Here is a 25,482-nt window from a genome sequence, read left to right as displayed (position 1 = left end):
TTCACTTGATTCTTTAGGCGAGCGATGTGCAGACCGCAACATAGCAATAATAGCCATAAACAGTCAAGTTCGATCATTTGCAATCAATCGTCCGCTGTTTTTGTGGACGTTAAGACAAGTCAATGATTGAATTAGTGCAATAATGCTCCGCACGAAATAGCGGAGAGAAGCCATGCTGGAACGAGAGCGGCATACCATTATTCTCAAGCTCGTCAATGATCGATCGATCGTGAGCGTGAGCGACTTGTCCGGGCTTCTCAATGCCTCTGAGGCGACGATTCGACGCGATATCAACGCGATGGCCGAACAGGGCACATTGCGGCGCATCCGCGGTGGCGCTGAAGCCGTGCGCCCGCGCCACGAGGCGCGCCTGGTGGGTGTCCCGTTCGCCATGAGCCAGGAACTTTGCGTCGCGGAAAAGCGGGCCATTGCCGCGGCGGCGGTGAAACTGATCGAGGGCGATGAGAGCATCATCATCCAGGGGGGCACCACCACCTATGCGCTCGTGGAATTTCTTGCCGATACCAGTCTCGACATCCTGACCAACTCTTTTCCCATTGCAGCCAAGCTCCTCGAAACCAGCAAAAATCGCATCACGCTGCCAGGCGGCACGCTTTTCCGCGAGCAGAACATTATCCTCAGTCCTTTCAACAACGATGCCATCGACGGATTCCGCGCCGGCATCATGTTCGCCGGATGCTATGGTATCGGCCGCTTCGGCATCATGGAGACCGATCCCTTGATCGCGCAGGCGGAAAGTCGCCTGCTGCAACGCGCCGAGCGCCTGGTGATCATGGCCGACAGTCGCAAGTTGCGTAATCGCTCGTCCATGATCGTTGCCGACCTTGAGCGCATTTCGGTATTGATTACCGATGACGGCGCACGCCCCGACGAGCTCGACGTATTTCGCACCGCCGGCATCAAGGTCATCGTTGTACCCGTTCCCGATCGGCAACCCGACACCGCCGCCAACGAAATCGCGGCTGCGGGATAGCGATGGCAGTGGTTGCCGGGAGTCCGGCAAGTAGGGCAGCCGGACGCATTCGCGTTGGCCTGATCGGTGCCGGCCGCCACGGCAACGCGATCATCCAGCCAGCCTTGCGCTTCGCCGCCATCGACGTGGCGGCGACCTGCTCACGCCACGACGCGCCCACGTACCCGAACGTGCGTCACTACATTGGCCACGAGCAGATGCTCGACGCCGAGGCCGCAAATCTCGATGCCTGCATCGTGGCTGTTCCGGCTGCCGCATATCGGCGCGTACTGAGTGACGTCCTTGCGCGCGGGCTGCCAGTGTGGAGCGAGAAACCGGCGGCCGAAAACGCGGCGGATGCGGCAATTCTTGAAGACGCCGCGCAGCAGGCCGGAAAGCCACTGGTGGTGGGCTTCAACAAACGTTTCGCCACCGCGTATGGCATGGCCGCAGCGGCAATGCGCCGGCCAGAATTCGGCCAGCCAACATCCTTCTTCGGCAAGTTCATGGTCGGCGGCCGCTACTACGCCGATGAGGCCAGCTACCTCGTGGACAATCCGATTCACCTGATCGATCTTGCTCGCCACTTCATGGGTGAAGTCACTGCGATGCATATCGAGCGTGCCGACATTCGCGAAGGGCAATGGAGCTATGCGGTAACACTACGCTTTGCCAGTGGCGCCGTCGGCGGACTGCAGTTCGGCAACACCCAGTCATGGCAACAGCACAACGAATTCGTCGAGATCACCGGTGAAGGCCACTCCGTGATGGTGGATAACCTAGTGCGCTACCACTATCGCCCGGAAGTAGGCCCCGAAGAATTCTGGGAGCCTAACTTCACCGTTCCGGCGGATCGAAACAACTCGCTGGTGCTCGCAGGCTACGCCGGGCAGTTTTCGCATTTCGTCGATGTGGTGCTCAATGGTGCCGCGCCGCGAGCGAGCATTTCGGATGCCCGGCGGGCGCTGGAACTTGTCGATGACATTCGGCGGCAGCGGTGACGGTAGAGGTCGAGTTTGTTGGGAATGCCGGACAGACTACGGCGGGACTTTCGCAAGTTCGATGGAGAATATTAGCAACACAATTCCTCCTGGAGGGCGACCGTTCCGATGACAAACGACTGCTTTTTTCCAACGAAAGCGGAAGTTCTAGCTCCAAAAAACGTTCATTCGCGAACCCGCGCCTTTCAGCGAATTCCAGAAAAAATCCCAGACGAATTGCAATCATTCCGCAGTCCCGACGGCCAATGCTGGTTACTCAATATTCATTTTCAGTCATCGGATTCGATTGCGAACTGGACGCGCCCCGAAGTCAGGCATCACCGCGAATCATTGCGCTTGCTTGCGGACGCCGGTGTTGACTTTGCCGCGTGGCTTTCGACGGGCGGCGGCAACAACCCGAGGCGCCACCACCTTCTTCCTGGGCGTTACCTTCGCACGCGCCGAGGGCTTGCGCGTTGCGCGCTTTGCCTCGGCCTTCGGCTGTAGCACGACACGCAGCAGCGCCTCGCAATCTTCCTGCGTCATGCGCCGCGGCACCGGGTAGTTGGAATCCGCTTCCCAGCAGGCTGCTTTGGCAAGTTCGGGAATGTCCGTTTCCTGCAACGCTTCCAAGTGACGGGTAATACCGAGCGCCGCATTCATGGCGTCAACTGACTTGAGAAACTTGCGCGCCAGCGTGTCTTCTCGCTCGCCTTCCTCGCCCACGCCTGTTCGTACGGCCAACACCGCCAGCTTGGCCGCGATATCGGGTGCTGAAAATCGCAACACCGCCGGCAGCATGATGGCGTTGGCCAGTCCATGTGGCGTGTGGTAACGGCCGCCGAGCTGGTGGGCGATGGCGTGCACGTTGCCGACGTTGGCGCGCGTGAAAGCGATTCCCGCATACGCGGCGGCCAGCGACATCTTCTCGCGTGCCCGCAGGTTGCTGCCGTCGCGGTAGGCGATCGGCAGATATTTGTAAATCATGCCAATGGCGGCGAGCGCCATGCGGTCGGTGTAGGCGGTGGACCAGCCGCCTATGTAGGCCTCGACCGCGTGTGTCAACGCGTCCATGCCGGTGGCGGCGGTGATCGCGGGCGGCAGGCCGGTCATCACGCACGGATCGAGTGCGGCCATGTCGGGGACGAGCCGGGTATCGGCGATCACCAGTTTGGTGGCATGTTCGGGGTCGGATATCACTGCCGCCACGGTCACCTCTGAACCGGTGCCGGCGGTGGTGGGTACGGCGTAGATCGGCGCCGGCCCGTGCCGGCCCTTGAAATACCCGACCAATTCACGGGGGTGTTTGTTGTTCGCGGCGGAAAGGCCAATCGCTTTGGCCGCGTCCATTACGGAGCCGCCGCCAAAGGCGATAATCGCATCGCATTTCTTGCGTTTGAACAACGCAATACCTTCTTCGACCACGGGGATGGGCGCATCAGGTGTAATCGCGTCAAACACCACGTAGGGCGTGCCACCGGCAGTAAGCGCTTCCATCAGGGGCTTCATCAGGCCAAGTTTGGATACCATCGCGTCGGTCACGATCAGCACCTTGCGGTGTCCGAAATCGCCGATTGCCTCGCCCAGCCGAGCGCTGGCGCCAGGCCCGACCAGCAGCACCGGCTGCGGAATCGGCAGCCGGCGTGTCACCACCCCTGCCGCCTGCTTGAGTTTCGGCAAACCAAATGAACGAACTATGTCACTGATCAAATTCTGCATATTGACTTTGCTCCATTATCTAGGCTTCAACTGTCTCTACTTTGGCCCCAAAACTCCATGAAGAATGTGATCAGCATCAGTCTTGGTTCAAAAACCCAGGATTTTGACTTCAAAACCCGCTTCCTCGGCGTCGAAATGCGCGTGCGCCGCCGCGGGACAGATGGCAGCATGGCCGAGGCGGTCAAGCTCGCCCGGTATTGGAACAAGCGTGCCGACGCGATCGGTTTCGGCCTGGTAAAGGAAAGCTGCCATATCGGCGCGGGGCGCGCGGTGGAAAAGGATGGCGGGCGGCTACAGGCGGTTGCTACCCATGTGCCCGTGACCAGCGGGGCGCGGCTGGGCGAAATTTTCCTCGAATGGGCGGTACGTCACACGCAGATCGAACTCACCCATTACTTCGACAATGCGAAGGTACTGTTTTTCTCCGGCATGGCAAATCACCGGCTGGCCACGTCAATGGCCGAGTACACCGAAAACCTGCAGTTCGCCGACCCGCTGCTGCAGCTATGCGTGCCGAAGTTGCTCACGTCGCTGGATGCGTTGACCCTGTACGCCAGCGGCGCGCACTATGTCTCCGACTGGACGCCGCCGCAAGTGATCCCGACAACGCTGCTCAAGCAATGGACGCGATTCGTGCTGCGCAAGGCGATGCAATCGGCCAGCGTGGTGGTCGCACCGGTGCACGAGCTTGACGACTTCGACCTCGAAGACCTGGCCGGCAAAACCATCATCACGTCCACCGTCAATGACGAACGTTTGGCGCGCTTCGGGGACAAGGGCGTGCACATGGTGGTTGACGGCTCGCTTGCCATGGATGGGCACGTGCTCAGCCCTGACCTGCTCGATGCGATGATCCTCGCTGCCACCGCCAAGGACAGCGACGAAATCCTCGACGACGACTACCTCGAAATCATCACGTCCCTGCAGATGCAGCCGCGCATCCTCTATCCCAACGGTGTCAAGCGGGTCAACCGCTTCGCCTTCGTGATCCATCCGCTGTCGCAGGAGTATTTCAAGAAGATCAAACCGATCGAGATGCTGTCGCGGGTATCACCGCCGCTGCTGATGGATTCGATCGAGAAATTGATGGCCTACGCGCCGCCGTTTGTCTATTCCAGGGTTGAAGGCATCCGCTCTCCCACCGGCGTGGAGGCCGAAGGCTGGCTGATCTCCGTGGGCGGCACGCCGCGCGAGATCATGGGCCACAGCCCCGAATTCACCTACCGCCGGCTGCTTGATGCCGCCCGCATGGCCAGGCGGCTGGGCGCGCAGATCATGGGCCTGGGCGCCTTCACCAAGGTGGTGGGCGATGCCGGCGTCACGGTGGCGCGGCGCGCGCCGTTGCCGATCACCACCGGCAACAGCTACAGCGCTTCGGGCGCGTTGTGGGCGGCGCACGACGCGCTGCTGCGCCTGGGCCTGTTGCCGCCGCCGAAGGGCAAGGCGCGCGTGAAATTCAAGGCCATGGTGGTCGGCGCCACCGGCGCCATCGGTGCGGCGTGCTCACGGCTGCTGGTACGCGCGGCCGACGAGGTCACTTTGGTTTCGCCTGAGACTGCCAAGCTGCTGGCGCTGAAGGAATCCATCCTGCACGAAACGCCCGATGCCAAGGTCGTGCTGTCATCGAAGGCCGACATCCACATCGCCGCGATGGACATGATCGTCACCGCCACCTCGGGCGCGGGCAAGAAGGTGCTCGATATCATGAAGGTCAAGCCTGGTTGCGTGATCACCGACGTCGCCCGCCCGCTTGACCTGCCAGCGTCGGAAGTTGCCAAGCGTCCCGACGTGCTGGTGATTGAATCCGGCGAGATCCTGTTGCCCGGCGACGTAAAAATGAAGAATATCGGTCTGCCGAAAAACGTCGCCTACGCCTGCCTCGCCGAGACCATCGTGCTGGCGCTGGAAGGACGCTTCGAGAACTTCACCGTCGGCCGCGCCATTGAATGGGAAAAGGTGCGCGAGATTTACCAGATGGGCCTGAAGCACGGCATGACCTTGGCGGCGATCTCGGGAGTCAACGGCGTGTTCAGCGACGAAGACATTGCGCGCGTACGCGAACTCGCGCTGGCCGCACGGGCCAAGCAAGCGGGGGCCCGCGCCAAGGTCACGAAGGCGCCCACTGTGGTCAATGCGAATGGCGCAGCGGCAAAGGTTCGGAAGGCGAAACCGACGGCGGCCAAGGCACCGGCCCGACGACGGAAAGCGACCGCCCGCGCGACAGGCGGATGATGATTGCCGACAGCTTGGCGCATGGGGACTGGGAGCCAGACAATATTCGTGACATAAATGCCAAACTCCAGCGTGGGCGAGGCGTTCCGGGCATTTTTTTGCCGGGGGGCGCACCAGTGCTAGGGTTTGTACCCCGCACAACGCAGACCATTTGGTTGGAGTATGCGACGGCACCGGCAATCACAGGCGGGTATTGCGCAGTCAGCACATTGTCACGCAGCGGGATAAACCCGCGCTGACCTCGGACAAAAAAAGGGCACCAACCGGTGCCCTTTCATTCTCCGGAATCCCAAGCCAGAGAGGTACTGCGAGTACGCCTTCCATGCTGTAACGTCTTAGTGCGGCCTCTTCATTCTCTAATTTGTTGCGTGATCAGCAACGAACCCATCTTCTGCCGGCGGTGGCACGAACGCTGTGAAGAAAAACACAAAATCAAGCCCTGAAACACTTGTTGACAATCTCACCCACCCACGTTTGAACGCGGCATACATATTTGTCGAAATCAGGGTGGCAAATTGTTGATGTCGGGAGTGCCCGTTTTCATTGAGGCTTGTCCAACGCCTGCTCACCGGCACCGTAACGTCTTGACTGCTGGTCCCGTGTCAAGCGAGTAAGCGAATCCAGACGGCGCCAGCCGCCAATTCTTGATCAATCACTACCTCCCAACTGCAGCTCTAGCGTTAGCGGGAGCCCCCCGACTTTGCCCTGATCATGCCCCACATTTTTCGCTGAACACGGAGAATGCTTAGTTCTAGCGGGCATAAAGGCGCGCCGGCGATTTCCCTTTAGGCCGTCCACGCGCAGGAGCAACAGGCCTCCGCAGGGGTTAAGCCGCTCGAATGGCTACTGCTCACGACGCTGCGGGCCACCCGCTTCGAACAGGCGCAGGAGAAGTTGCGGTGGTATGCGCGCCGCCGGGCGTCGAAGTGTTGCATCGGACGCTGAAGAGCGGCTGTCGCATCGAATAGCGTCAGCTGGGACAGGAAGGACGACTCGAAGCTTGCCTGGCTATCGACCTGGTCGTGGCATGGCGTATCTATCACTTGAACAAGCTCGGTCGCCAGCATCCCGAGGCAGCGTGCACGCTCTATTTCGAGCAAGCCGAGTGGAAGGCCCAGATGAGGCAAACTGCGGCAAGATCTCCCGTGTCCAGCACTATCGATTCTGGGAAGAGATCAGGATTTAGTCCGGGGGTGTGGCGGGGAATTCGCAGAACCTCGCTCTGCGCCTGCTGTACGCCAAGCCAATGCGGTGGCTTGGCCCAATTTTCTCAATGTCTCATTAACCTAGAAAAACCTGGGTACCGCCCTCCGCCAGCAAGACAGAGCAAATAGAAGTACCCCCGATTGAAACTCCAGCATTGGCGAGGCTTTTCAGCCAAAGGCGCGCCTGAAAAGCGCGCCGGATTTAGAGTTTCACTTTATGAATGGTGAAAATCCATTCGAGCGACCGCCGCTATTCGTTGCTCCCGCATTGGCGCGCGAGCGCTTCTGTCTCTGCCGATGGTTTGACCGACAACAATACCGACAGCATCTTGCGGCAGCGCCGGTAGACGCGCAGCACCTCGGCGTGGCTGCCTTGATTGGCGTGGATTTGCATCAGTTTGCGATACAGGTTCTCCGCGAGAGGCTCGGCCTCCAGCGCATGCTCCAGCGTGCGAACGGCGGCCTGATGCTCACCCACGGCAAAGAGCCTCGATGAAACTGCGCCGGCCGCGCGGGTGAAGCGCAGCTTGAAACGCTCACGCGGTTCGAGCTGCCACGAAATATCCTGCGCTTCGCCATCGAGAAAACCGCGCTGGTAATATCGGATGAGTTGATCGGCGTGCCGGGTAAGTTGCGCGGGATCGATGGCTGAAACATCCCGATCCGTGAGCGCGACAAAGGCCGCGGCATCCATCCATACCAGGTTGCCGGCAGCCAGCAGCTTGCCCTCCTGAATCAGGAAAGCGTCATCGCGCCCCTCGCGGCCCGTCAGTTTCCGCAAACGCGAGAGCGCCATGTCGAATGACTTTCGACCATTGTCGGCCACGGCATCGGGCCAAAGAGCATCGATCACGCGCTGCACACTCAGCGCTTTGCCGTCGTTTGCGGCCAGCAGCTTCAGCAGGTTCAGCCGATGATCATTGCCGCGCTGGCCGGCATCCGCAGCCTGATTGTCGATGCTGAGCGCGAAAACGCCCATGGCGGAGACGCGAATCGGCCACGGCCAAGTGCTACCGGCATTGCCGGGGGGCGTCAGGCCGCGTCGTGCGAGAAGTTTCTGGACAAATTCGGGTTCAATATTTTTCTCAAGCGCATCCGCGCACATTTCCGCCAGTTCCATCGGTAAATTCAGGAACACGCGCACCAGCTCGAATTCACGCGCTTGTGCAAATGCGCGTGCGAGTTCGGTGGCGTAGTCGGCATGACGGCCCTCGCTCCACGCCGCGCGCGCCCGAATCAGCGCGACCGTCGCCTCGTAGACTGCAGTGAGGCGCGGTTCGCTGGCGGGCGGATCACGCAGCCAGTCGATGCCCTCGGCAAATTTCTTTTGCGCGACCAATGCATGCGCAATGCCGCTTCTGGAAAGGTACCGGTGTTCGGGCGGTGCCGCTCCGCGCTCCATGGCTTCGAGCGCCAGCCGGTGATGTTGTTCCGAACAGCGCGGGTCATTTTCGATAATCGCCAACCAGCCGGCCAGATGATGATACTCACGCACTTCGTACGGGTGGTTCTTGTCGAGCAGCGCCTCAAGCTCGGCCAGCACCTTGCGCGCGGCGCCGGCATCGCGCCGGTCCCAGGCGGATCGTCCGTTGTGCGCGGTCTGCTGAAAATTGAGCCAGCGCCAGCCTGTGCGGGCGGCGGCCTCGGCGGCGCGCGCATAGAGAACTTGTGCGCGCTCCACTTCATCGAGCAATCGCAGCGCACCCGCGGCCCAGAACAGCGACCGCGCCGCGATGCGCTCGTCCACCGCGGCATGCGTGGCAAGCAGTTCGAGCTGTGCGATGCAATAACTCGCGTGCGCGTTCTCACCGGTATGCGCGTAGTGCGAGGGAAGCTGTTCGTAGGCGGCAATCACCAGCGACGGAAACGAAAAATCCGCCAGCTCAAGAAGCGCCTCGCGCCCCATGCGGCCGATGCGCTCGCCATGTTCACGCGACAGGACGCGCTCACCCGCGTGATCGAAGGCGCACATCAGGCCGCTGGCCAATTGCAGACGCGCCATCGGGTCGGCGGGAACCTGATGTATGGCCGGCAGGATTCGGTCCACCCACCGGCGCAGTGGAGAAAAGTCACCATAGGCAGAGACGACGATCTGTGCGCCCAACGCCGCAATCACCGCTCTTGCCTCGGCTGCATCCTCGCCATCGGCACGAACTGCTTGGAACTCGCGCTCAAGCTGGGCAAGCGTTTCCGGCTCGCGATCGAGCGAATCGTGCAGGACCGCATTGAGCGCGGGCCACGGGTGGCGCCACGTCGTGCCGGTGGCGCGGATGACCCGGAGGGGCGTCACGTTGTTGGGACGGGCAGGCAAGGCAATGTCCAGAAATTGATGACGGCCAAGCGTGGCCAACGGGTGACCGCGCATTGCGTATGCCGCGAAGCGATCGATGTATCCGATTATAGCGAGCCATCATCCAGTGGAACCGCACCGGCCCGTGCCTTGCGTTGACAGATATCGGCCCTCGAAACGCCCGCCCTGTTACCGGATTCGACTTGTGTGGGATTAGTGTGGGATGACGTTGACTATTATTCATCGAGCCTTCGCCCATGGCCATCGGTTGGCCGGTCGATACAAATGAAAGGATGTCGACGTGAATATTTTTCGATTGGTCGCGCTTATCGCGCCGGCCATGCGTGGAGCCAATGCGACCGGGCGATACCGGGCGCTCCCGCTGGTGATGGCCCTTACGATGTCGTCGGGGGCCCTGGCGGCGGCGTGCAACTGGACTGGCGGCAGCGGCGATTGGCACGATGCCGCCAAATGGAGCTGCGGGGCGGTGCCAACGGCCGCGGATGATGTGACCATCACCAATCTGGGGTTTGGGAACACGCTCACGGTCAACGCCGCCGCCCCGGCCAAATCACTTACTTTCAATAGCAGCGGCACGGTATCCGGCAACGGTGCGTTCGATGTGACCGGGACCACGTCGATCACCACGCAATTCAGCGGCAGCTTCAGTACCGTTGGTTCGCGCTTGCCGGTGCTGGAGGCGTCGGTCGCATCGGGGACGGTCCTCACGCTGACCGACCCCGCGCTGACGGCCGACAGTTTCGTTTCGGTGTCGGTGTCTCGACCGCCGGGATCCAATGGCTCGATGGTATTCGACGTCGGCGTACACAACGTCGGCACGCTGAACCTGCAAAACGCGCAGATCAGTCTAAACGCGCCGCTGACCGTGACCACCGCCCTAAGTTGGAACCAGAGCGCAATCTCGTCTATCACCAAGCAGCCTTTGATCCTCGCGGCAGGCTCTGTCTCGACGCTGACCGGGGGTGGCAACAGCCTCGCCACGGCACTCGTCACCAGCGGCACCCTGACATGGTCCGGTATCGGGCCACTTTCGGTCGGCGCCGTGAGCTGGACCAACCATGGCACCCTGAACCTGCAAGCCGCTTCGTCAACGGCAGATACGACCTTCGACAGCGGTTTACAGTTTGGCGGCTCCAGCATGGCCTTTACCAACTACGGCACGATCAACGCCAGCCACACCGGCACCGTGAGATTCGAGACCGCCGGCTTCGATAACCACGGCACCGTTATGATCAATAGCGGCACGCTGTGGACGGCCTGGAGTCCGTACAAGCAATACGCCGGCTTGCTTCGCCTCAACGGCGGCAGGATCGCCGGCGCGACCAAGTGCTGCAGCCTTGATGCAACCCAAATTTATCTGTATGGCGGCGAACTGAGCGGCGGCGGCAATGGGTTGTACGACGTGGTCGGCGGAATCGAGAACGATGGCGGCACGGTCAGGCTCGACAGTGCGCTCCGGGTCAGCAATTTCTACACGCAGACCGCGAGGGGATCATTGGCGGTGACGATCAATGGCACCACACCGGGAACCGATTTCGGCACGATGAACGTGGTCAAGCGCGCGGGCCTGAACTCCAATGGTTCAGTCAGCCTGGCCGGCGGCTTGATCGTGGATCGCGGGGCGGCTTTCTCGCCACGCGCCGGCGACCGATTTGCCATCGTGACCGCCGAGGGCAACGTGTCCGGCAACACCAGCGGCGGCAGTGGCAGCATGTACCCTGCTTTCGCCGCTTTCGCCGGTTTGGGCCAGATAACTATTGCGGAGCCGGCAGCGGCGCTACTGCTACAGGCCAAGGCAGATGCCGCTTCATCGCTGCGTAACGATGTGAATGGCTACACCGTGCAAATGGTGAACCCGACCACCGCCGCGATCAGCGTATTCTCGATGCAAGTGACCATTCCGATCGACTTCACCTATCAGGATGGGTCGAGTACCGGAATCGCCACCACCAACCCGCTCGTGAGTGACAACACCGCGACTGGCAGCCGCACGTTGACATGGAATTTCGCAAGTGCCGTAGCCATTGCTCCTGGCGGTTTACGCGCCCTGCATTTCGGTGTCACGGTTGGCGCATCGACAAAGATCGGCCGCTATCGGATCAGCGGCAGCGTGAGCGGCACGTCGGCGGCCAGCTTTACCCATGTCGCGCCGATTGATGTGAAGGCCGCAAGCGCGCTCAGCAGCACGACGATCAGCATTAGCGGCGGTGGCGGCACGACGATTCAGAACCAGAACGGTACCCGCAACATCATGCTCAAGCGCTCGGATATTGCCACCACCGTCATTAGTCTTCGCACGCGCATCAGTTGCCCACCCGAGATGGAGCCCTGCGGCAACTTGCGCACGGTCTATTTAGGACAGGAGTTCAACGGCCGCTACTACAACATCACCCAGTTGACACTCGATCCGAACCAGAATGAGCCCGTCATATCCGCCCGGCGGGCGGACAATGTCACGATGCGGGCGCCGGCACAAACGCCCCCTTCGATGACAAAGGCGGGTACCGACTATGGCTTCTGGAAAGGGCAGATTCCCGGCGCCGGCTCCATCCCCGGTGTGCCACAGAAAATTTATCCCGATTGGGATGCACACCGCCCTTGTATCGCCTTTAACGGCGACGGCAATGGCCTCTTCCCCACCAACTGCGTCGGCGGTGGGGGCGGAGGTGGAGGAGGGGGTGATGACCTCGGCACGCCGCAGTTGTACGACCCCAGCGGCATCATCACCGACGCCACCACCGGGCTGCCGATCGGCGGTGCGACCGTGTCGTTGTACCGCCAGATTCCCGGCCTGCCCGATACGCCGACGCTGACGCGCAACTGCCGCACCATCGATACCCGCGGCGGCTTGCTCTGGACCGGCAGCGCGCCGGACACGGGGGTGTTCGAACAGCCCGGCTTTGCGCCCGCGCAGATGTCGCCTGATGTCAATCCGCAGGTCACCGGCGTCGATGGCCGCTACGGCTGGAACGTGGTCACTGGTTGCTGGTACGTGAAAGTGAGCGCCCCGGGATATGCCAGCAGGATCAGCGCACTGGTTGGCGTACCGCCGGAAGTCACCGATCTCGACCTGGCTTTGCAGCCCGTCGTTGCCGGCCCGGTCTCGCTGACCCAGGTAGTTTCCCGTAAGACGCATGCAAGCGCCGGGACGTTCGAATTGCCGATCAACCATACGGTGGCCATCGGGGACAACGTGACGGTTGAGCCGCGCGCCGTCGGCAGCGGCCATAGTCTGGTATTTCGCTTCGATGGGCCGGTGGTGACGGTAGGCGGCGTGAGTGCGCGCGATGCTGTCGCCAATCCGATCGGGGCCGTATCGGAGACGCACTCAGGCAACGAGATCGTGGTCAACCTGACAGGCGTTGCGGATAATCGGCGCGTCAAAATATCGCTTGCCGGCATCAACGGCCTCGTTGATGTTTCCGCGTCGATCGGGTTTCTTGTCGGTGACGTCAATAGTTCACAATCCGTGGATGCCGGCGATCGCAGCGGCATGAAAGCGCGCACAGGTCACACCGCGATCGACGCGAATTTCATGTTTGACCTGAACACCTCGGGCAGCATCACGGCTGCCGATATCGCAGCGGTCAAGGCTCGCGCGGGGCAGCGCTTGAATTGAACACGGCGTCAATGACGGAACTCTCTGACGATTTAGCTAAACTCCAGTACCAGTGCGGCTCGCCAGCCATAAATGCCCCGAACGCCGCACCAGTGCTGGAGTTTCGCTGTGTCAGTCCTTGTCCGGGGGCTCGATCCGGACCAATACCTTGTTCGCCACGCGACCGTCATCGCCCATCATCACGCTGAGGTCCACCCAGTATCCCCACGTATCGCGGAAACGATAGTCCCACGCGGTCGCTTTCAAATTGTCGAATCGTATCTGGCGGTAAGGTGTGCCAAGCAATGCCGAGACTTCCATGCCGCTCTGCCCCGGCGACACACGCGCAACGACATCGTCGTTCAGGTCGGGCCGGTACATTCCCGTTCCGGGCTGCGCGCACGCGCCGAGTAACAGCGCGACTCCTAACAACCATTGCAATCGTTGTTCCATTGAAACCTCCAGAAATCGAAACACACGTTTGGTAAGATGCGCCTTTAGTCAACGCGGTTCAATAGCCGTTCCAAGAAAATGGAATTTTTTGCCTTCGAGTGGGTATCCAACCCGCAAATCTGGTTGTCGCTCGTCACGCTGTCCGCGCTCGAAATCGTGCTGGGCATCGACAACATCGTTTTCCTTGCCATTCTCACCAACCGCCTGCCGCCGCACCAGCGGCCGCTGGGCCGCAAGATCGGTTTGGGGCTGGCTCTCGGCACGCGCCTGTTATTGCTGGCGACGCTGGCATGGATCGTGAAGCTGACCGAGCCGCTATTCATGCTCTACGGCCAGGGTTTTTCGTGGCGCGATCTGATTCTCATTGGGGGCGGCCTGTTCCTGCTGGTGAAGGCCGTGCGCGAGATGCACGATACGGTGGAGGGTGATGAGGATGAAGATGAAGCCGTGCGCGACGACGCGGCCAAGGTCTATCCGGCATTTGCGTCCATCGTCGTGCAGATTGCTCTCGTCGACATCATCTTCTCGCTTGACTCGGTGATTACCGCGGTCGGCATGTCCGACACGCTGTGGGTGATGGTGGTGGCAGTGGTGGCGGCGATGATTATCATGCTGGTCGCTTCCGGTCCGCTGTCCGATTTCGTTTCTGCGCACCCAACCATCAAAATGCTGGCGCTGGCGTTTCTGCTGCTGATTGGCGTGTTCCTCGTCGCCGACGGTTTTGGCATGAAGATTCCCAAGGGATACTTGTACTTCGCGCTCGGTTTCTCGGTGGTGGTGGAGGCGATGAATCACTGGATGCGCCGCCGCAGGAAAGCGCGCAAACTGGCTCATGGACGGGCGATAACATGAGCACGCAGCCGCTTCAACTCACGCGCGATCTGCTGCACTTCAACACCATCAACCCGCCGGGCATGGAGCGAGATTGCGCGCGGCATCTCGGCAAGCTGCTGGAAGCGGCCGGATTCGAGGTGAAGTATCACGAGTTCGCGGATGCTCGCACCAGCGTGGTCGCGACCATCGGCGGCAGACAGGAAAAACCGCCGATCTGTTTTACCGGCCATATCGATATCGTGCCGTTGGGCATGGCGACGTGGTCGAAGGATCCGTTCACCGGCGAAACCGATGGGGATCGCTTGTACGGGCGCGGCTCGACCGACATGAAAAGCGGCATTGCCGCGTTCGTGGTCGCAGCAATCAAGCTGGCGCCATTCCTGAAAAATTCTCCTGGCATTGTGCTGGTGCTTACCGCGTCCGAAGAAGTCGGCTGCGAGGGCGCCAAGTATCTGGCTGACCAGAAGCTGCTCGACCGTGCCGGCGCTATCGTCGTCGCCGAGCCGACCGCCAACTATCCCTACATCGGCCACAAAGGCTTGATGTGGGTGGAGATCGAGACCAAAGGCAAGACCGCGCACGGCTCGATGCCCGAGCAGGGCGAAAACGCGATCCTCAAAATGAACAAAGTGATCGACCAGCTCGAGCACTTCGACTGGCAACACCAGTGCGGCGTCGATTGCCATCACGTCATGGGCACGCCGACCCTGAATATCGCCACCATTCACGGCGGACTCAATACCAATTCGGTGCCGGACTCGGTCAAGCTCACGGTGGATGTGCGCACCGTGCCGGGCATTGACCACGTGCACTTGTGTCACTCGATCCAGACCCTGATCGGCGATGTGGGGAAAGTTCGAAAATTAGTCGATACGCCGACCTTGTATTCCGAGCCAGATGAGTGGATTGAAAGCGTGTATGGCGTGGCCGCGCCGTACATTGATGGCCGGCCTACGCCGAAGACCATTATGTTTTCCACCGACGGTGCGGACTTGAAGCGTGGCTATGGAGGCGTGGCGCCCACCGTCATCATCGGACCGGGACAACCCGAGCTCGCGCACCAGACAGACGAATGGTGTTCAATGAATCGCATCGATCAGTCGGTGGAGATTTTCGAGCGCATCATGCGCGAGTGGAACGGGATTTAAGGCAATCGCTCTGCTGCCCGCCCCGGCATACCTGATGAGTCGCCAGGCAGTGCCCCGAGCGCTTTATTTATTCTCGCTGCCATCACTCCAGAAACGCTCCATCGCGATGTAGGTGTAGGAGGCGGACCACCCGATCAACAGAAGACCGTTCAGCACTTCCACACCAGCGAGCAATCGCAGGTCTCCGCCAGGAACGACATCCCCATAGCCAAGCGAAGAGTACGTCTCCGCCGAGAAGTACAGGCATTGCGTCAGTGAAAAACGGCTGGCATCACCCAGCGTCCCGGCGCCTGCGTATTCTGCGAGCAGGTAGATGGCGATTGCGTACAAAACTATTTCCGCGGCGTGCGCGAAGAATGCGCTGAGGATAACAACAATCAACTTGGCTCGTGCGGGAATTCCGAATGCCGGGAGGGCGATCGTCAACAAACGCAGGACTTCGTAGTGAATGATTGTGGTGAGCACGAGTAGCACAACACAGCAGATGCCAACCAATACCATTATTCAGCCTCGTGTGGATTGCGGTCATCCGGACAAAGGATGATCGCGGGTGCTGCCTCTGTCGAGCTGTCGCAACCCGATCACGCTACAAACTCGTCCCTTGAAAGTATAGATAGACGACCAGTGCAATGCCCAGCGCGGCGACAACCAGGTTCGTGAGCACCCCCAGATTGACGCGATAACCCTCCGGGATCTCAATGGGCTTAAGGGTGCGAAGCACGGTGCGGTATTGAACGACAGCGAGGGCGGCAGTGAGCGCGCCCAGCAGCATGAACGCAAGGCCAATCCAGAACGAAGGGCCTCGCTGGAGTGCCTCGCCTTTCTGCGGCAAGATCATGTAGACAAACAGGCCAAAGCGTTCAATCACAAAGCCAAACGCCATCAGTGCCAGGCTGGTGCGATTCCAGGCGAGCAACGTGCGCTCGGCCGCAAAGAACACTCTTGGATCATTCAGGTCAGACATGTTGTTGTCACCTTTGTACCAAATGCAAAGCCGGGCGCATGGATTTGCAGCAACAATCCACACTGCGCCTCGGGCATTCCATGGAAATGCCAACAGGAAATCGTGATGGACAAGAGCTTACACCCGCGCTGTAATTCAATGGGACCACAAACGGCATCGCCCAAAGCGGCAACATGACTTCGTCGCCACGAGCGCACCTAAGTTCCCAGCCATTCTTCCTGTTGCGCTCAAAATGAGAGCCGCCGCGATTTCCAGCTAGACGGACACCGCCATCTTCAACACCAGTGCCAGCAGGAACACCACGAACACCCTGCGCAGCACCGCCACCGGCAGGCGATGCGCGAGCTTGGCACCTAGGGGCGCGACAAGAAAGCTGGTAAGGGCAATCCCGGCGAACGCGGGCACGTAGACATAACCAATACTCCACGGCGGCAGGCCCTTGTCGAACAATCCGGTAATGACAAACCCAACCGTTCCGGCGAAGGCGAGCGGTACGCCGATGGCCGCGGCGGTGCCGATGGCTTCGTGCAGACGGACGTTGCACCAGGTGAGAAAGGCAATCGACATGATCGCGCCACCGATTCCCGCGAAGCTGGAGATGACGCCCATGGCGATGCCGAACGCCAGCATGCCCGCGGTGCCTGGCAAGGCATGGCGGCCTTTCGGTTTCAGGTCAAATAACAGTTGCATCGCCAGGATGCAAATGAAGCAAACGAAAAACGTCTTCAGAAAAGCGGTGCTGGAAAAGTGCGCGATCACCGCGCCCGAAAAAGTTCCGAGCAAAATGCCCGGCAGCAATTGTTTTACCACTGGCCAATTGACGGCGTGATGTTTGTGGTGCGTCCACGCGCTGGCGATGCCGCCAGGGAGGATCGTCGCCATCGAGGTCGCCAGCGCCATGTGGACCAGTTGATCACTCGAAAAGCCCTGTGACACAAACGTGAGCGACAGGATCGGCACCATCACCGCGCCGCCGCCAATGCCCAGCAGGCCGGCGAAAAAACCGACGAACACGCCGACACCGAGGTAGATCAGCCAGAGGGCGAAGTCCACTTGGACGAAATCCATTTACACGATCAAATCGGCGATGAGCGGTATCAGCACCGCCCCCGCCACGCCATGCATGCCCATCGCCAAGCCGGAAAAGGCACCCGCCTCGGCGTTGATCGACAGCGCACGTGAGGTACCGATGCCATGTGCCGCGACGCCGATCGCAAAGCCGCGCTGCCACCACGCCTGCATGCGCAGCGCATCGAGCACATAGCGCGCGACGATCGCGCCGATGATACCGGTGGTCACCGCGAACACGGCAGTCAAAGTTGGCGACGCGGAAATCCGCTCGGCCACGCCCATGGCGATGGGTGCAGTGACGGATTTCGCCATCATCGCTTTCTGGATGGTGCTGTCCGCGCCCAGCAAGCGGGCGATGCTGACCGCACTCACAATGGACACGGCGCCGCCGCACAACAGCGAGACAACCAGCGGCACCACTTTGCCGCGCAACGCGTCCCAGCATTGGTAGATCGGCACCGCCAGCGCAACCGTCGCCGTGCCGAGGAGAAAGTGAATGAATTGCGCGCCCTCGAAATACTTTGCGTATGGCATGTCGATAAGAGTGATGCCAGCCGCGACAATGAGCACCGCAATGGCGACAGGATTCGCGAACGGCTGCCGATGCGCGCGCTCATAAATGGTTACGCCGGCTTCGTAGGCCGCCAGCGTCAGCAACAGCGCAAATAGCGGGCTGCCGGCAAGGTATACCCAGATTTCCGCGATGGGCAGCGCAGGCGTCACGACGGCGATTTCCCGCCGGGCCAGAATCGCAATATCGCCGCGCTCGCCGCGATGGTCGCAATCACACTGACGATCAATGCAACGCTCACGGCCCATAAATGCGTCTTGAGTTGCGGCCAGTACATCACCACGCCGACAGCAGCGGGCACGAACAACAGCCCAAGGTGTTTGGTCAGCGCCAAGGCGACGGTGTCAATCGGCGCATCAACTTTGCCACGCCGGATCAGAAACACCAGCAGCAACACCAGGCCGATGACCGGGCCGGGAATCGGCAATGAGAACAGCCGCGAAATGATTTCCCCCACGCCCTGGAAACCGAGCAGGATGATGAGGCCGCGAATCATCGTTATTGCCGCGCGCGCGCGCCGATGCCGATGCCGATCAAAACGTCGACCCGAGCAGCTTAAGCACCACCTTCAATTCCGCCGGCTTCACTGGAGTGATCGACAGCCGGTTGCCGCGCTGCAGGACGACCATATCAGACAACGATGCCTGCGCGCGCATGTCGGTCAAGGAGAGCAGCCGCGTTTTCTTGACCAGCTTCACATCCACCAGCATCCAGCGCGGGTTTTCGCGGGTGGCCTTGGCGTCAAAGTATTTGCTCTTCCTGTTCCACTGCGTATCGTCGGGATAAGCCGCGCTGGCGACGCGGGCGAGGCCGGCGATGCCCGGTTCGGGGCACGACGAGTGATAGAACAACACTTCATCGCCGACCTTCATCTGGTCGCGCATGAAGTTTCGCGCAAGGTAATTGCGCACGCCGAACCACGGCACGGATTGATTCTTCGCCTTGACGAGATCGTCAATGGAAAATTCTTCCGGCTCGGATTTCATCAACCAGCAGGCCATGACAGGAATATAGTGGGAGTTAAAAAATGCGACGGGATGGCATGGCGCTTGAGGGTTCGCTTAAGCCCGCACTCTTGAACCTGGGTTCAAGGCGGTCGCTCACCGGATGCCTTCAGGTACGTCCGCGTAGGACGCGCACACCAGCATCGCTTGAGTAAGCGTCCATCGACTTACGTCTATCGGTTCAAAGGATCTAAGACCTAAGCGAACGCTCAAACACCATGCAACAAGTACATCATAGCGCTTTAAAGGTCGCGTTGCGCGGCCGTCGTTCGCGAAACTAGAAAAGCTTTTCCTGATCGGCCAATGCTTTTTCGATGATGCCCTCGAACTCATCCATCTTGCGCCGGACCAGTTCGGTATCGACATTGGCATGCGCGGCTTTGGCGCCCTTGCCGCCCGCTTGCAACTGCAAAAATTCGTGGGCGATATTCAGTGCCGCCATGATGGCGATGCGTTCGTTGCCGACGACTTTTCCAGTGTCGCGAATCTCACGCATTTTTTTGTTGAGAAATTCGACCGATGCTACCAGTTGGCGCTCTTCGCCTCCAGGCGCGGCGACGCGGAACTCGCGCCCCATCACGTTGATGGTCACGCCCTTGCTCTCTTTGGGCTCACTCACAGGCGTTCGCTTTCGATGTCGGGCAACTGTGCGATCAGCGCTTCCATGCGGGTTTTCGCCTGATCGAGTTTTTCGCTCAATCGCTTCACTTCGTCGGATTTGCTGGCAATCGATTGCCTGAGCTCGTTGTTTTCTGTGCGCAAACGGGCAAACAGCGTGACGAAGTGATTGAGCTTGTCCTCAAAGCGTTGAATATCGTGTTCCATGCGCTGCAATTTAGCGAAAAAACCCTGTCTGGTCAATGGTTAAGCGTCGAAATTGAAGGTTTTGTCGAAATTTACCGTGGCGATAGCCTTTACCAGCGATGCAGACAAATCTATAGTGGTTACAGGCATAACAACGAATTGCTCAATGGCTCCCGCGCTCGACACCCGAAATCCGGTCGCTTCGTCTGCCCTGCTGCGGCTACTCGCCGACAATGTGCCGGCATTGATTGCCTACTATTCGATTGACGGCCTAAGGTGCGAATTTGCCAACGCGGCCTACGCCAAAACCTATACCGGCGACACCACGTCAATCATCGGTAAAACGTTGGTTGAGATAATCGGCGCGCCAGCCGCAAAGATGATTGAACCCCACATTGACCAGGTCAAGCAGGGGCAAAGCGTCAGCTATGAGCGACCGCTGATTTTCCCAAACGGGGCACCCGGCGTGATCGAGGTAACGCTGGTCCCGCACTACGATGCGCACGCCGTACTGCAGGGCGCATTTGTCCTCATCAACGACATCACCAAATATCGTGCGAGCGAGCAAGCGCTGCGCGATAGCGAAGAACGTTTGCGCAAATTCTCCGATGCCACCAGTGAAGGCATCGTTTTCATCGACAAGGGCATTATCGTCGACAGCAATGAAGCCGCCGCCCGCATGATTCACCTGCCGGTCGACAAGTTGATCGGAAGGCCGAATATCGATTTCATCGCGCCCGAATCCATTGAGACGGTCGTGAACAATATTCGCGCCGGATTTGAACGCGCCTACGAGGCGACGCTGGTGCGTGCCGACGGCACGCGCTTCGCCGCGGAACTGGTCGGCAAGGATATCGTCAGCGGCGGCAAAACCCTGCGCATGACGGCCATTCGCGATATCAGCGATCGCAAACAGGCGGAAGCACGCATCCAGTTTTTGGCGCATCACGACATCCTGACGCATTTGCCGAATCGCGCGCTGTTGATGGACCGCCTGCAAGTGCTTCTGTCGTCGGCTCGCCGGCAGAACTGCCTGGTCGGCATCCTGTTTATCGACCTGGATAATTTCAAGACCATCAACGATTCACTTGGACATTTCGCGGGCGACGAACTGCTGAAGCGGGTGGCCGGCCGCCTCCAGGGATGCCTGCGCGGCGCGGACATGGTTGGTCGTCTCGGCGGCGACGAGTTTGTGGTGGTCGTAACCGATCTTGCGACGGCGGAAGATATTGCCCCGGTCGCGGAGAAAATTGCCGAAGCGATCAGCGAGCCGTTTTCCCTGGAAGAACGGATTCTGTCGATATCGGGCTCGATCGGCATCAGCGTGTTTCCAAAGGATGGTGAAACGCCGGACACGCTGATTCGCAATGCCGACGCCGCCATGTACCTCGCCAAGGATCGCGGCCGCAGCAATTTCCAGTTCTTCACACCCAGCCTTAACAAGTCGGCGTTCCAGGCGCTGGCCATGGAATCGGGCATCCGCAAAGCCATCAAGCAGGTCGAGTTCCTGCTCCACTACCAGCCGGAAGTGATGGCAAAGACCGGCGTGGTCAGCACCGTCGAAGCGCTGATTCGCTGGATGCATCCCGAACTTGGCTTGCTCGGACCCGATCAATTCATTTCTGTGGCGGAGCATCGCGGACTCATCATGCCGATCGGCCGCTGGGTCATCAATGAGGCCGTTCGCCAGGCGCGCGCATGGGCAGACGAAGGCATCACAGTGCCCATCGCGATCAACCTGTCGGCGGTGCAATTCAAGCAGAAAGATCTGGTCGAGGATATCGCGTCGCGACTGCGCGAACACGGCGTTTCCGGGGAGATGATAGAGCTGGAATTGACCGAAAGCCTGTTCATGGAGGATGTGAACGCGACCAGCCGGACGCTGCATCAATTAAAGGATCTTGGCATTTCGCTGGCGGTGGATGATTTCGGCACAGGTTACTCCTCCCTGTCTTATCTCAAGCGCTATCCGATCGACAAGATCAAGATTGATCGCTCTTTCATTCGCGACGTGCCGGTGGACCCGGACGATGTTGCGATTACGCTCGCCATCATCAGCCTCGCCACCAGCCTGGGCCTGAAGGTCGTTGCCGAGGGCGTCGAAACCCAGACCCAGCTCACATTTCTGGAAGACAATCACTGCGATTACATCCAGGGATTCCTGGTCTCGCAACCGCTGGATCCGCGGGCGATGCTGCAGTGGTTGAATCGGCACCGGCTGCAACCGTAACGATTGGCCGCGTGGTTTGGGCCGCCGCCAACGTGGGGCGCGCCTTCACGTACAATGTTGCAGTGCAAGGTGTTTCGCGATTCTCGGCACGGGACCGCGAAATTAAACGGGAAGCCCGCAAGATTCGGGCACTGCCCCCGCAACGGTGATTGGTTTACTTGTGATGGTGGTACCACTGGGTGAGAGGTTTCATCCGGGAAGGTCATCGCAAGCGCATGCAGGCCATGCATGCAATCCATCAGTCCGGAAACCGGCCTTCATGCTCGCCCCGATGCACGACAGTCGGCGTGGGCCGGTGTGCAAGCGCGGTTTTATTTATTGATCGCACCTGCATGAAGAACCACGCGGCTTGCGGGGACGCTCGCCGCCTCAGAAAACCACTTCCATGAAAACCCAGAACGTCAATGCAATAACGGCATCACCGCTGCTTTTTCCGCTTGTCCTGTCCGTTTCCCTTTCCCTGTCTTACACTTACACGACCACTGCGCACGCACAAATCACCGAGCCGCCCAACCGCCTCGATAACGTTGTTATCACCGCGACGCGAACGGCGCAACCACTGGACAGCACGCTGGCCCAGGCGGCAATCATCACCCGCGATGAAATCGAATCCGCCGGCGTGGCGTCGCTGACCGAACTGCTGCAACGTAAAGCCGGCCTCGAAATCCGCGCCACCGGCGGCCCGGGCCAGCCCTCCAGCGTGTTCATTCGCGGGGCCAATAGCGCGCACACGCTGGTGCTGGTCGATGGATTGCGCGTCGGCGCCTCTTCCTCCGGCGCAACCGCGTTCGAGCATATTCCGCTCGACCTGATCGAGCGCGTCGAGATCGTCAAAGGGCCGCTGTCCGGCCTCTACGGCTCGGACGCCATCGGCGGTGTGATACAGATTTTCACGCGCGCGCCTGCGTCCGGCAAGCCGCGCCTCACCGCGTCGATCGGTGCCGGCAGCGATTCCACGGTGGGGGCAAACGCCGGATTTTCGATCACCGAGGGTAAATCCGCGCTCACCTTCGACGCGGGCTATCAGGACAGCAAATCGAAATCCGCCACCAATCCGGCGGCGGGGTCATACACCTACAATCCCGATCGCGATCCCTATCAGAATACCCACGCGCTGGTGAAGCTTACCCATACGCTGTGGCAGGGCGAGGTGGTGGGATTCACCGCCTGGCAGTCGCGCGGCAAAACCAATTTTGATAGCGGGCCAACGGATCCCGCGTCGAACAAGCAGACCCTGTCAGGTTATCACCTCACGTCAGAGAACAAGTTTTCGCCCGACTGGAAATCGCGACTGATCATCGGCCGCACCACCGACGACAGCGTCATCTCCTCGACCTACGCCGGCAATTTCAAAACCGAGCAGAACCAGGCGAACTGGTTCAACGAATTCAAGACCGCTGTCGGGCACATGACGGCGGGCATCGAGTGGCGCGGCGAGAAGCTCATTTCGGATACCGCTTACGACGCAAAGAAACGCGATACCACCTCGATTTTTGCCGGCTATCTCGAAAGGATCGGGCCCGCGCAATTCGAGTTCACGCTGCGCCGCGATGAAGAAGCCCAGTTCGGCCAGCGCAATACCGGTTCAGCGTCCTACGGCTACACGCTCACGCCGGGCATTTCCGCCTACGTGCGCGTCGGCCGCGCCTTCCGCGCGCCGAGTTTCAACGATCTCTATTACCCGGGATTCAACAATCCCAATCTGAAGCCCGAGCAAAGCGATCAGGCGGAAGCGGGGCTGCGGCTACGTGGCACCGGCGCGCAGAAATATCGCGTTGATGTGGTGCACTTCGAGAATCGGATTGACGATCTCATCGTCGCCGCGCCAATCACCTATTTGCCGGAAAACCTGAGTCGCGCGCGCATTCGTGGCTGGGAAATTCAAGCCGACACCAGTTTCGTCGGCATGACCGTCAAGGCCACGCTCACCGTACAACGCCCCGAGGATCGTGATACCGGCGATCAAATTCGCTCACGCGCCAAACGCTTTGGTTCACTGAGCGCGTCGCGAAATTTCGGCAAATGGGATGTGTCGGGCGACATCGTCGCCAGTGGCGCACGATTTGATTCCAGCAACGAAGCCCCCGCCACACGCATGGGCGGTTACACCGTGGTGAATGCCAATCTGCGTTATCGCATCGACAAAACCTGGAGCGTAGAACTCGTCGGACAGAATCTCGCCGACAAGAAATACGAACTCGCGCAGGGCTACAACACGCCGTCGCGGTCGGTGTTTCTGAACGTTCGGGCCGTGGCGTTCTAGAAATGTGAATAGGTGGGCACGCTGCGCCTTGCCCACCCGTTTGCGACGAGTGCTACTCCGGTCGGTCCGCCGGGCACCAGAGCCTGGGCGCAATGGTCTGTACCATTTCCGTTGCCACACCTCGCAGTTTTTCCTGCACATCGGCGGCGACGTCCGTGATCGCCAGTGCGGGTAAGCCGCTGGGCGGCGCGCCGGTGATCGTGGCGTACAGGATCAGAGAGGCCAGAAAGGCGCCAGCCGGCGCGGAATGGTTGCCATCGGGATTATGGAGCGTGATGGCCGGAAATCGTGCGCGTGCAAGGTCGAACGCTTGCGGGATCGGCGGTACACATGCCGGTTCCTTCATTGCGATCGACACATATTTGTCGATAATAATCTGCGTTTCCGCGGTCCCCATGCGCGGCCATTCTGGAAAAAGCACCGGCAACGCACCCGCCTGGCGCGACAAGCGCACCAGCATTTCCGCGCCGGTGGTGGGATAGAGAGTCTGACCGCTCAAGCTGTAGTTTTGTGCTTGCAATATGACGTAATTCCAGCGCTGGCTTTGGAGCAACGCCAACGATGTGGCGTCGCCTGCCCGTTCTTCAAGATGCATCCAACTGGGGGCTTCGATAGCGGCAACCGTTTTGCCGGGCTTGCCGGCACGCACCATGGCGGCCACCATGCCGGGAATATTATTGACCGACGTGTGGCTGTTGCCATGAATAGCAGCGTGATGTCGGCCGCCGTGTTCGTCACGGGCGGCGGCGTGGCCACGCTCGATGGACCGCCCGCGCCCCCGCCGCAGGCGATGAGCAGAGCCAGAACGAGCCCAGCGAAAAAGGTGCGACATCTATCCAATTGGGATTCCGGAAAGAGCTGGAGCGCGCGTGAGATCTTCAAACGCGCCTGTACCGATACCACCGGGAGGGAATTGCAACACACGGCGACGGATTGCGACATTTCCGGAAGTGGAACCGCCGAATATCAAAGGCCGTTGTCCCGGCGCAGGGCCGGGGCCCAATTTTCGATGCGTGTCGACGGCGACAAGTGCCGGCAACATTTCCGTTAACTGCTGGAACTGGCTTTGCCGGGACGCTCCATTGCGACGACGGATTGGGTAAATCCCAGCTTTTCATAGAA

At 60.1% G+C, this 25,482-nt stretch carries 19 protein-coding genes, 1 pseudogene and 1 riboswitch; of the genes and pseudogenes, 8 read left to right on the top strand and 12 right to left on the bottom strand.

Translation table 11 applies throughout. The features are described 5' to 3' along the window. The first annotated feature begins 172 nt into the window (after window positions 1-172). Both IPP88_14215 and IPP88_14210 read left to right on the top strand, forming a co-directional pair. The gene (locus tag IPP88_14215; protein ID MBL0123819.1) at window positions 173-994 is read left to right on the top strand and encodes a DeoR/GlpR transcriptional regulator; all 822 of its coding nucleotides are present in this window, start codon (window positions 173-175) and stop codon (window positions 992-994) included. Between the two features lie 2 nt (window positions 995-996). Beyond that, window positions 997-1,974, top strand: a complete 978-nt coding sequence (locus IPP88_14210) for a Gfo/Idh/MocA family oxidoreductase (GenBank protein MBL0123818.1) — start codon at window positions 997-999, stop codon at window positions 1,972-1,974. Between the two features lie 327 nt (window positions 1,975-2,301). Here IPP88_14210 and IPP88_14205 read toward each other — a convergent pair whose 3' ends face one another. Continuing rightward, window positions 2,302-3,672 (bottom strand): iron-containing alcohol dehydrogenase, encoded by a 1,371-nt coding sequence (locus IPP88_14205; GenBank protein ID MBL0123817.1) that lies wholly within the window; start codon window positions 3,670-3,672, stop codon window positions 2,302-2,304. A 57-nt stretch (window positions 3,673-3,729) separates the two neighbouring features. On the opposite strand from IPP88_14205, the pseudogene IPP88_14200 reads away from it, so the two are divergent. Then, window positions 3,730-5,751, top strand: a pseudogene (locus IPP88_14200) (dehydrogenase). A gap of 1,608 nt (window positions 5,752-7,359) precedes the next feature. On the opposite strand, the gene IPP88_14195 reads toward IPP88_14200, so the two are convergent. Then, entirely contained in the window at window positions 7,360-9,474 is a 2,115-nt protein-coding gene (locus tag IPP88_14195) for a hypothetical protein (GenBank protein ID MBL0123816.1), read from the bottom strand. A gap of 226 nt (window positions 9,475-9,700) precedes the next feature. Between IPP88_14195 and IPP88_14190 the strand changes: the two genes are divergently transcribed. Further along, entirely contained in the window at window positions 9,701-13,039 is a 3,339-nt protein-coding gene (locus IPP88_14190; GenBank protein MBL0123815.1) for a hypothetical protein, read from the top strand. Window positions 13,040-13,150: 111 nt separating this feature from the next. On the opposite strand, the gene IPP88_14185 is transcribed toward IPP88_14190, so the two are convergent. Further along, window positions 13,151-13,471, bottom strand: coding sequence for a hypothetical protein (locus IPP88_14185; GenBank protein ID MBL0123814.1), 321 nt, complete (start codon window positions 13,469-13,471; stop codon window positions 13,151-13,153). A gap of 78 nt (window positions 13,472-13,549) precedes the next feature. Here IPP88_14185 and IPP88_14180 point away from each other — a divergent pair, with 78 nt between their 5' ends. Continuing rightward, window positions 13,550-14,323, top strand: a complete 774-nt coding sequence (locus IPP88_14180) for a TerC family protein (GenBank protein ID MBL0123813.1) — start codon at window positions 13,550-13,552, stop codon at window positions 14,321-14,323. Next, window positions 14,320-15,453, top strand: a complete 1,134-nt coding sequence (locus IPP88_14175) for a M20 family metallopeptidase (protein MBL0123812.1) — start codon at window positions 14,320-14,322, stop codon at window positions 15,451-15,453. The genes IPP88_14180 and IPP88_14175 overlap by 4 nt, the downstream gene beginning before the upstream one ends. 63 nt (window positions 15,454-15,516) lie before the next feature. Here IPP88_14175 and IPP88_14170 read toward each other — a convergent pair whose 3' ends face one another. The 8 genes from IPP88_14170 to IPP88_14135 form a co-directional block, all read right to left on the bottom strand. Beyond that, the gene (locus tag IPP88_14170) at window positions 15,517-15,954 is read right to left on the bottom strand and encodes a two pore domain potassium channel family protein (protein MBL0123811.1); all 438 of its coding nucleotides are present in this window, start codon (window positions 15,952-15,954) and stop codon (window positions 15,517-15,519) included. An 85-nt stretch (window positions 15,955-16,039) separates the two neighbouring features. After that, entirely contained in the window at window positions 16,040-16,417 is a 378-nt protein-coding gene (locus IPP88_14165) for a DUF202 domain-containing protein (protein MBL0123810.1), read from the bottom strand. 255 nt (window positions 16,418-16,672) lie between these two features. Further along, a complete protein-coding gene (locus tag IPP88_14160) occupies window positions 16,673-17,485 on the bottom strand; it encodes a sulfite exporter TauE/SafE family protein (GenBank protein MBL0123809.1) in 813 nt (270 codons plus the stop codon). Then, on the bottom strand, window positions 17,486-18,307 hold the full coding sequence (locus IPP88_14155; GenBank protein MBL0123808.1) for an LrgB family protein: 822 nt from the start codon (window positions 18,305-18,307) through the stop codon (window positions 17,486-17,488). Then, the gene (locus IPP88_14150; GenBank protein MBL0123807.1) at window positions 18,208-18,555 is read right to left on the bottom strand and encodes a CidA/LrgA family protein; all 348 of its coding nucleotides are present in this window, start codon (window positions 18,553-18,555) and stop codon (window positions 18,208-18,210) included. The genes IPP88_14155 and IPP88_14150 overlap by 100 nt, the downstream gene beginning before the upstream one ends. Window positions 18,556-18,592: 37 nt before the next feature. Further along, window positions 18,593-19,060, bottom strand: a complete 468-nt coding sequence (locus IPP88_14145; GenBank protein MBL0123806.1) for an EVE domain-containing protein — start codon at window positions 19,058-19,060, stop codon at window positions 18,593-18,595. A gap of 280 nt (window positions 19,061-19,340) precedes the next feature. Beyond that, window positions 19,341-19,640, bottom strand: a complete 300-nt coding sequence (locus IPP88_14140; GenBank protein MBL0123805.1) for a cell division protein ZapA — start codon at window positions 19,638-19,640, stop codon at window positions 19,341-19,343. A gap of 38 nt (window positions 19,641-19,678) precedes the next feature. Then, window positions 19,679-19,888, bottom strand: a complete 210-nt coding sequence (locus IPP88_14135) for a hypothetical protein (protein MBL0123804.1) — start codon at window positions 19,886-19,888, stop codon at window positions 19,679-19,681. A gap of 145 nt (window positions 19,889-20,033) precedes the next feature. Here IPP88_14135 and IPP88_14130 point away from each other — a divergent pair, with 145 nt between their 5' ends. Together IPP88_14130 and IPP88_14125 are read left to right on the top strand one after the other, a co-directional pair. After that, the gene (locus IPP88_14130) at window positions 20,034-22,097 is read left to right on the top strand and encodes an EAL domain-containing protein (protein ID MBL0123803.1); all 2,064 of its coding nucleotides are present in this window, start codon (window positions 20,034-20,036) and stop codon (window positions 22,095-22,097) included. 50 nt (window positions 22,098-22,147) lie between these two features. Continuing rightward, window positions 22,148-22,371, top strand: a riboswitch (cobalamin riboswitch). Between the two features lie 111 nt (window positions 22,372-22,482). After that, the gene (locus IPP88_14125; GenBank protein ID MBL0123802.1) at window positions 22,483-24,360 is read left to right on the top strand and encodes a TonB-dependent receptor; all 1,878 of its coding nucleotides are present in this window, start codon (window positions 22,483-22,485) and stop codon (window positions 24,358-24,360) included. A gap of 52 nt (window positions 24,361-24,412) precedes the next feature. Here IPP88_14125 and IPP88_14120 read toward each other — a convergent pair whose 3' ends face one another. Continuing rightward, the gene (locus IPP88_14120) at window positions 24,413-25,192 is read right to left on the bottom strand and encodes a hypothetical protein (protein MBL0123801.1); all 780 of its coding nucleotides are present in this window, start codon (window positions 25,190-25,192) and stop codon (window positions 24,413-24,415) included. Window positions 25,193-25,482: the final 290 nt, after the last annotated feature.

The sequence above is a fragment of the Betaproteobacteria bacterium genome (genome assembly GCA_016720925.1).
In the GTDB taxonomy this organism is placed as follows: domain Bacteria; phylum Pseudomonadota; class Gammaproteobacteria; order Burkholderiales; family Usitatibacteraceae; genus UKL13-2.
The sequence above is the reverse complement of the archived record's forward strand: the minus strand, read 5'-3'. Positions and strand labels throughout refer to the sequence as shown.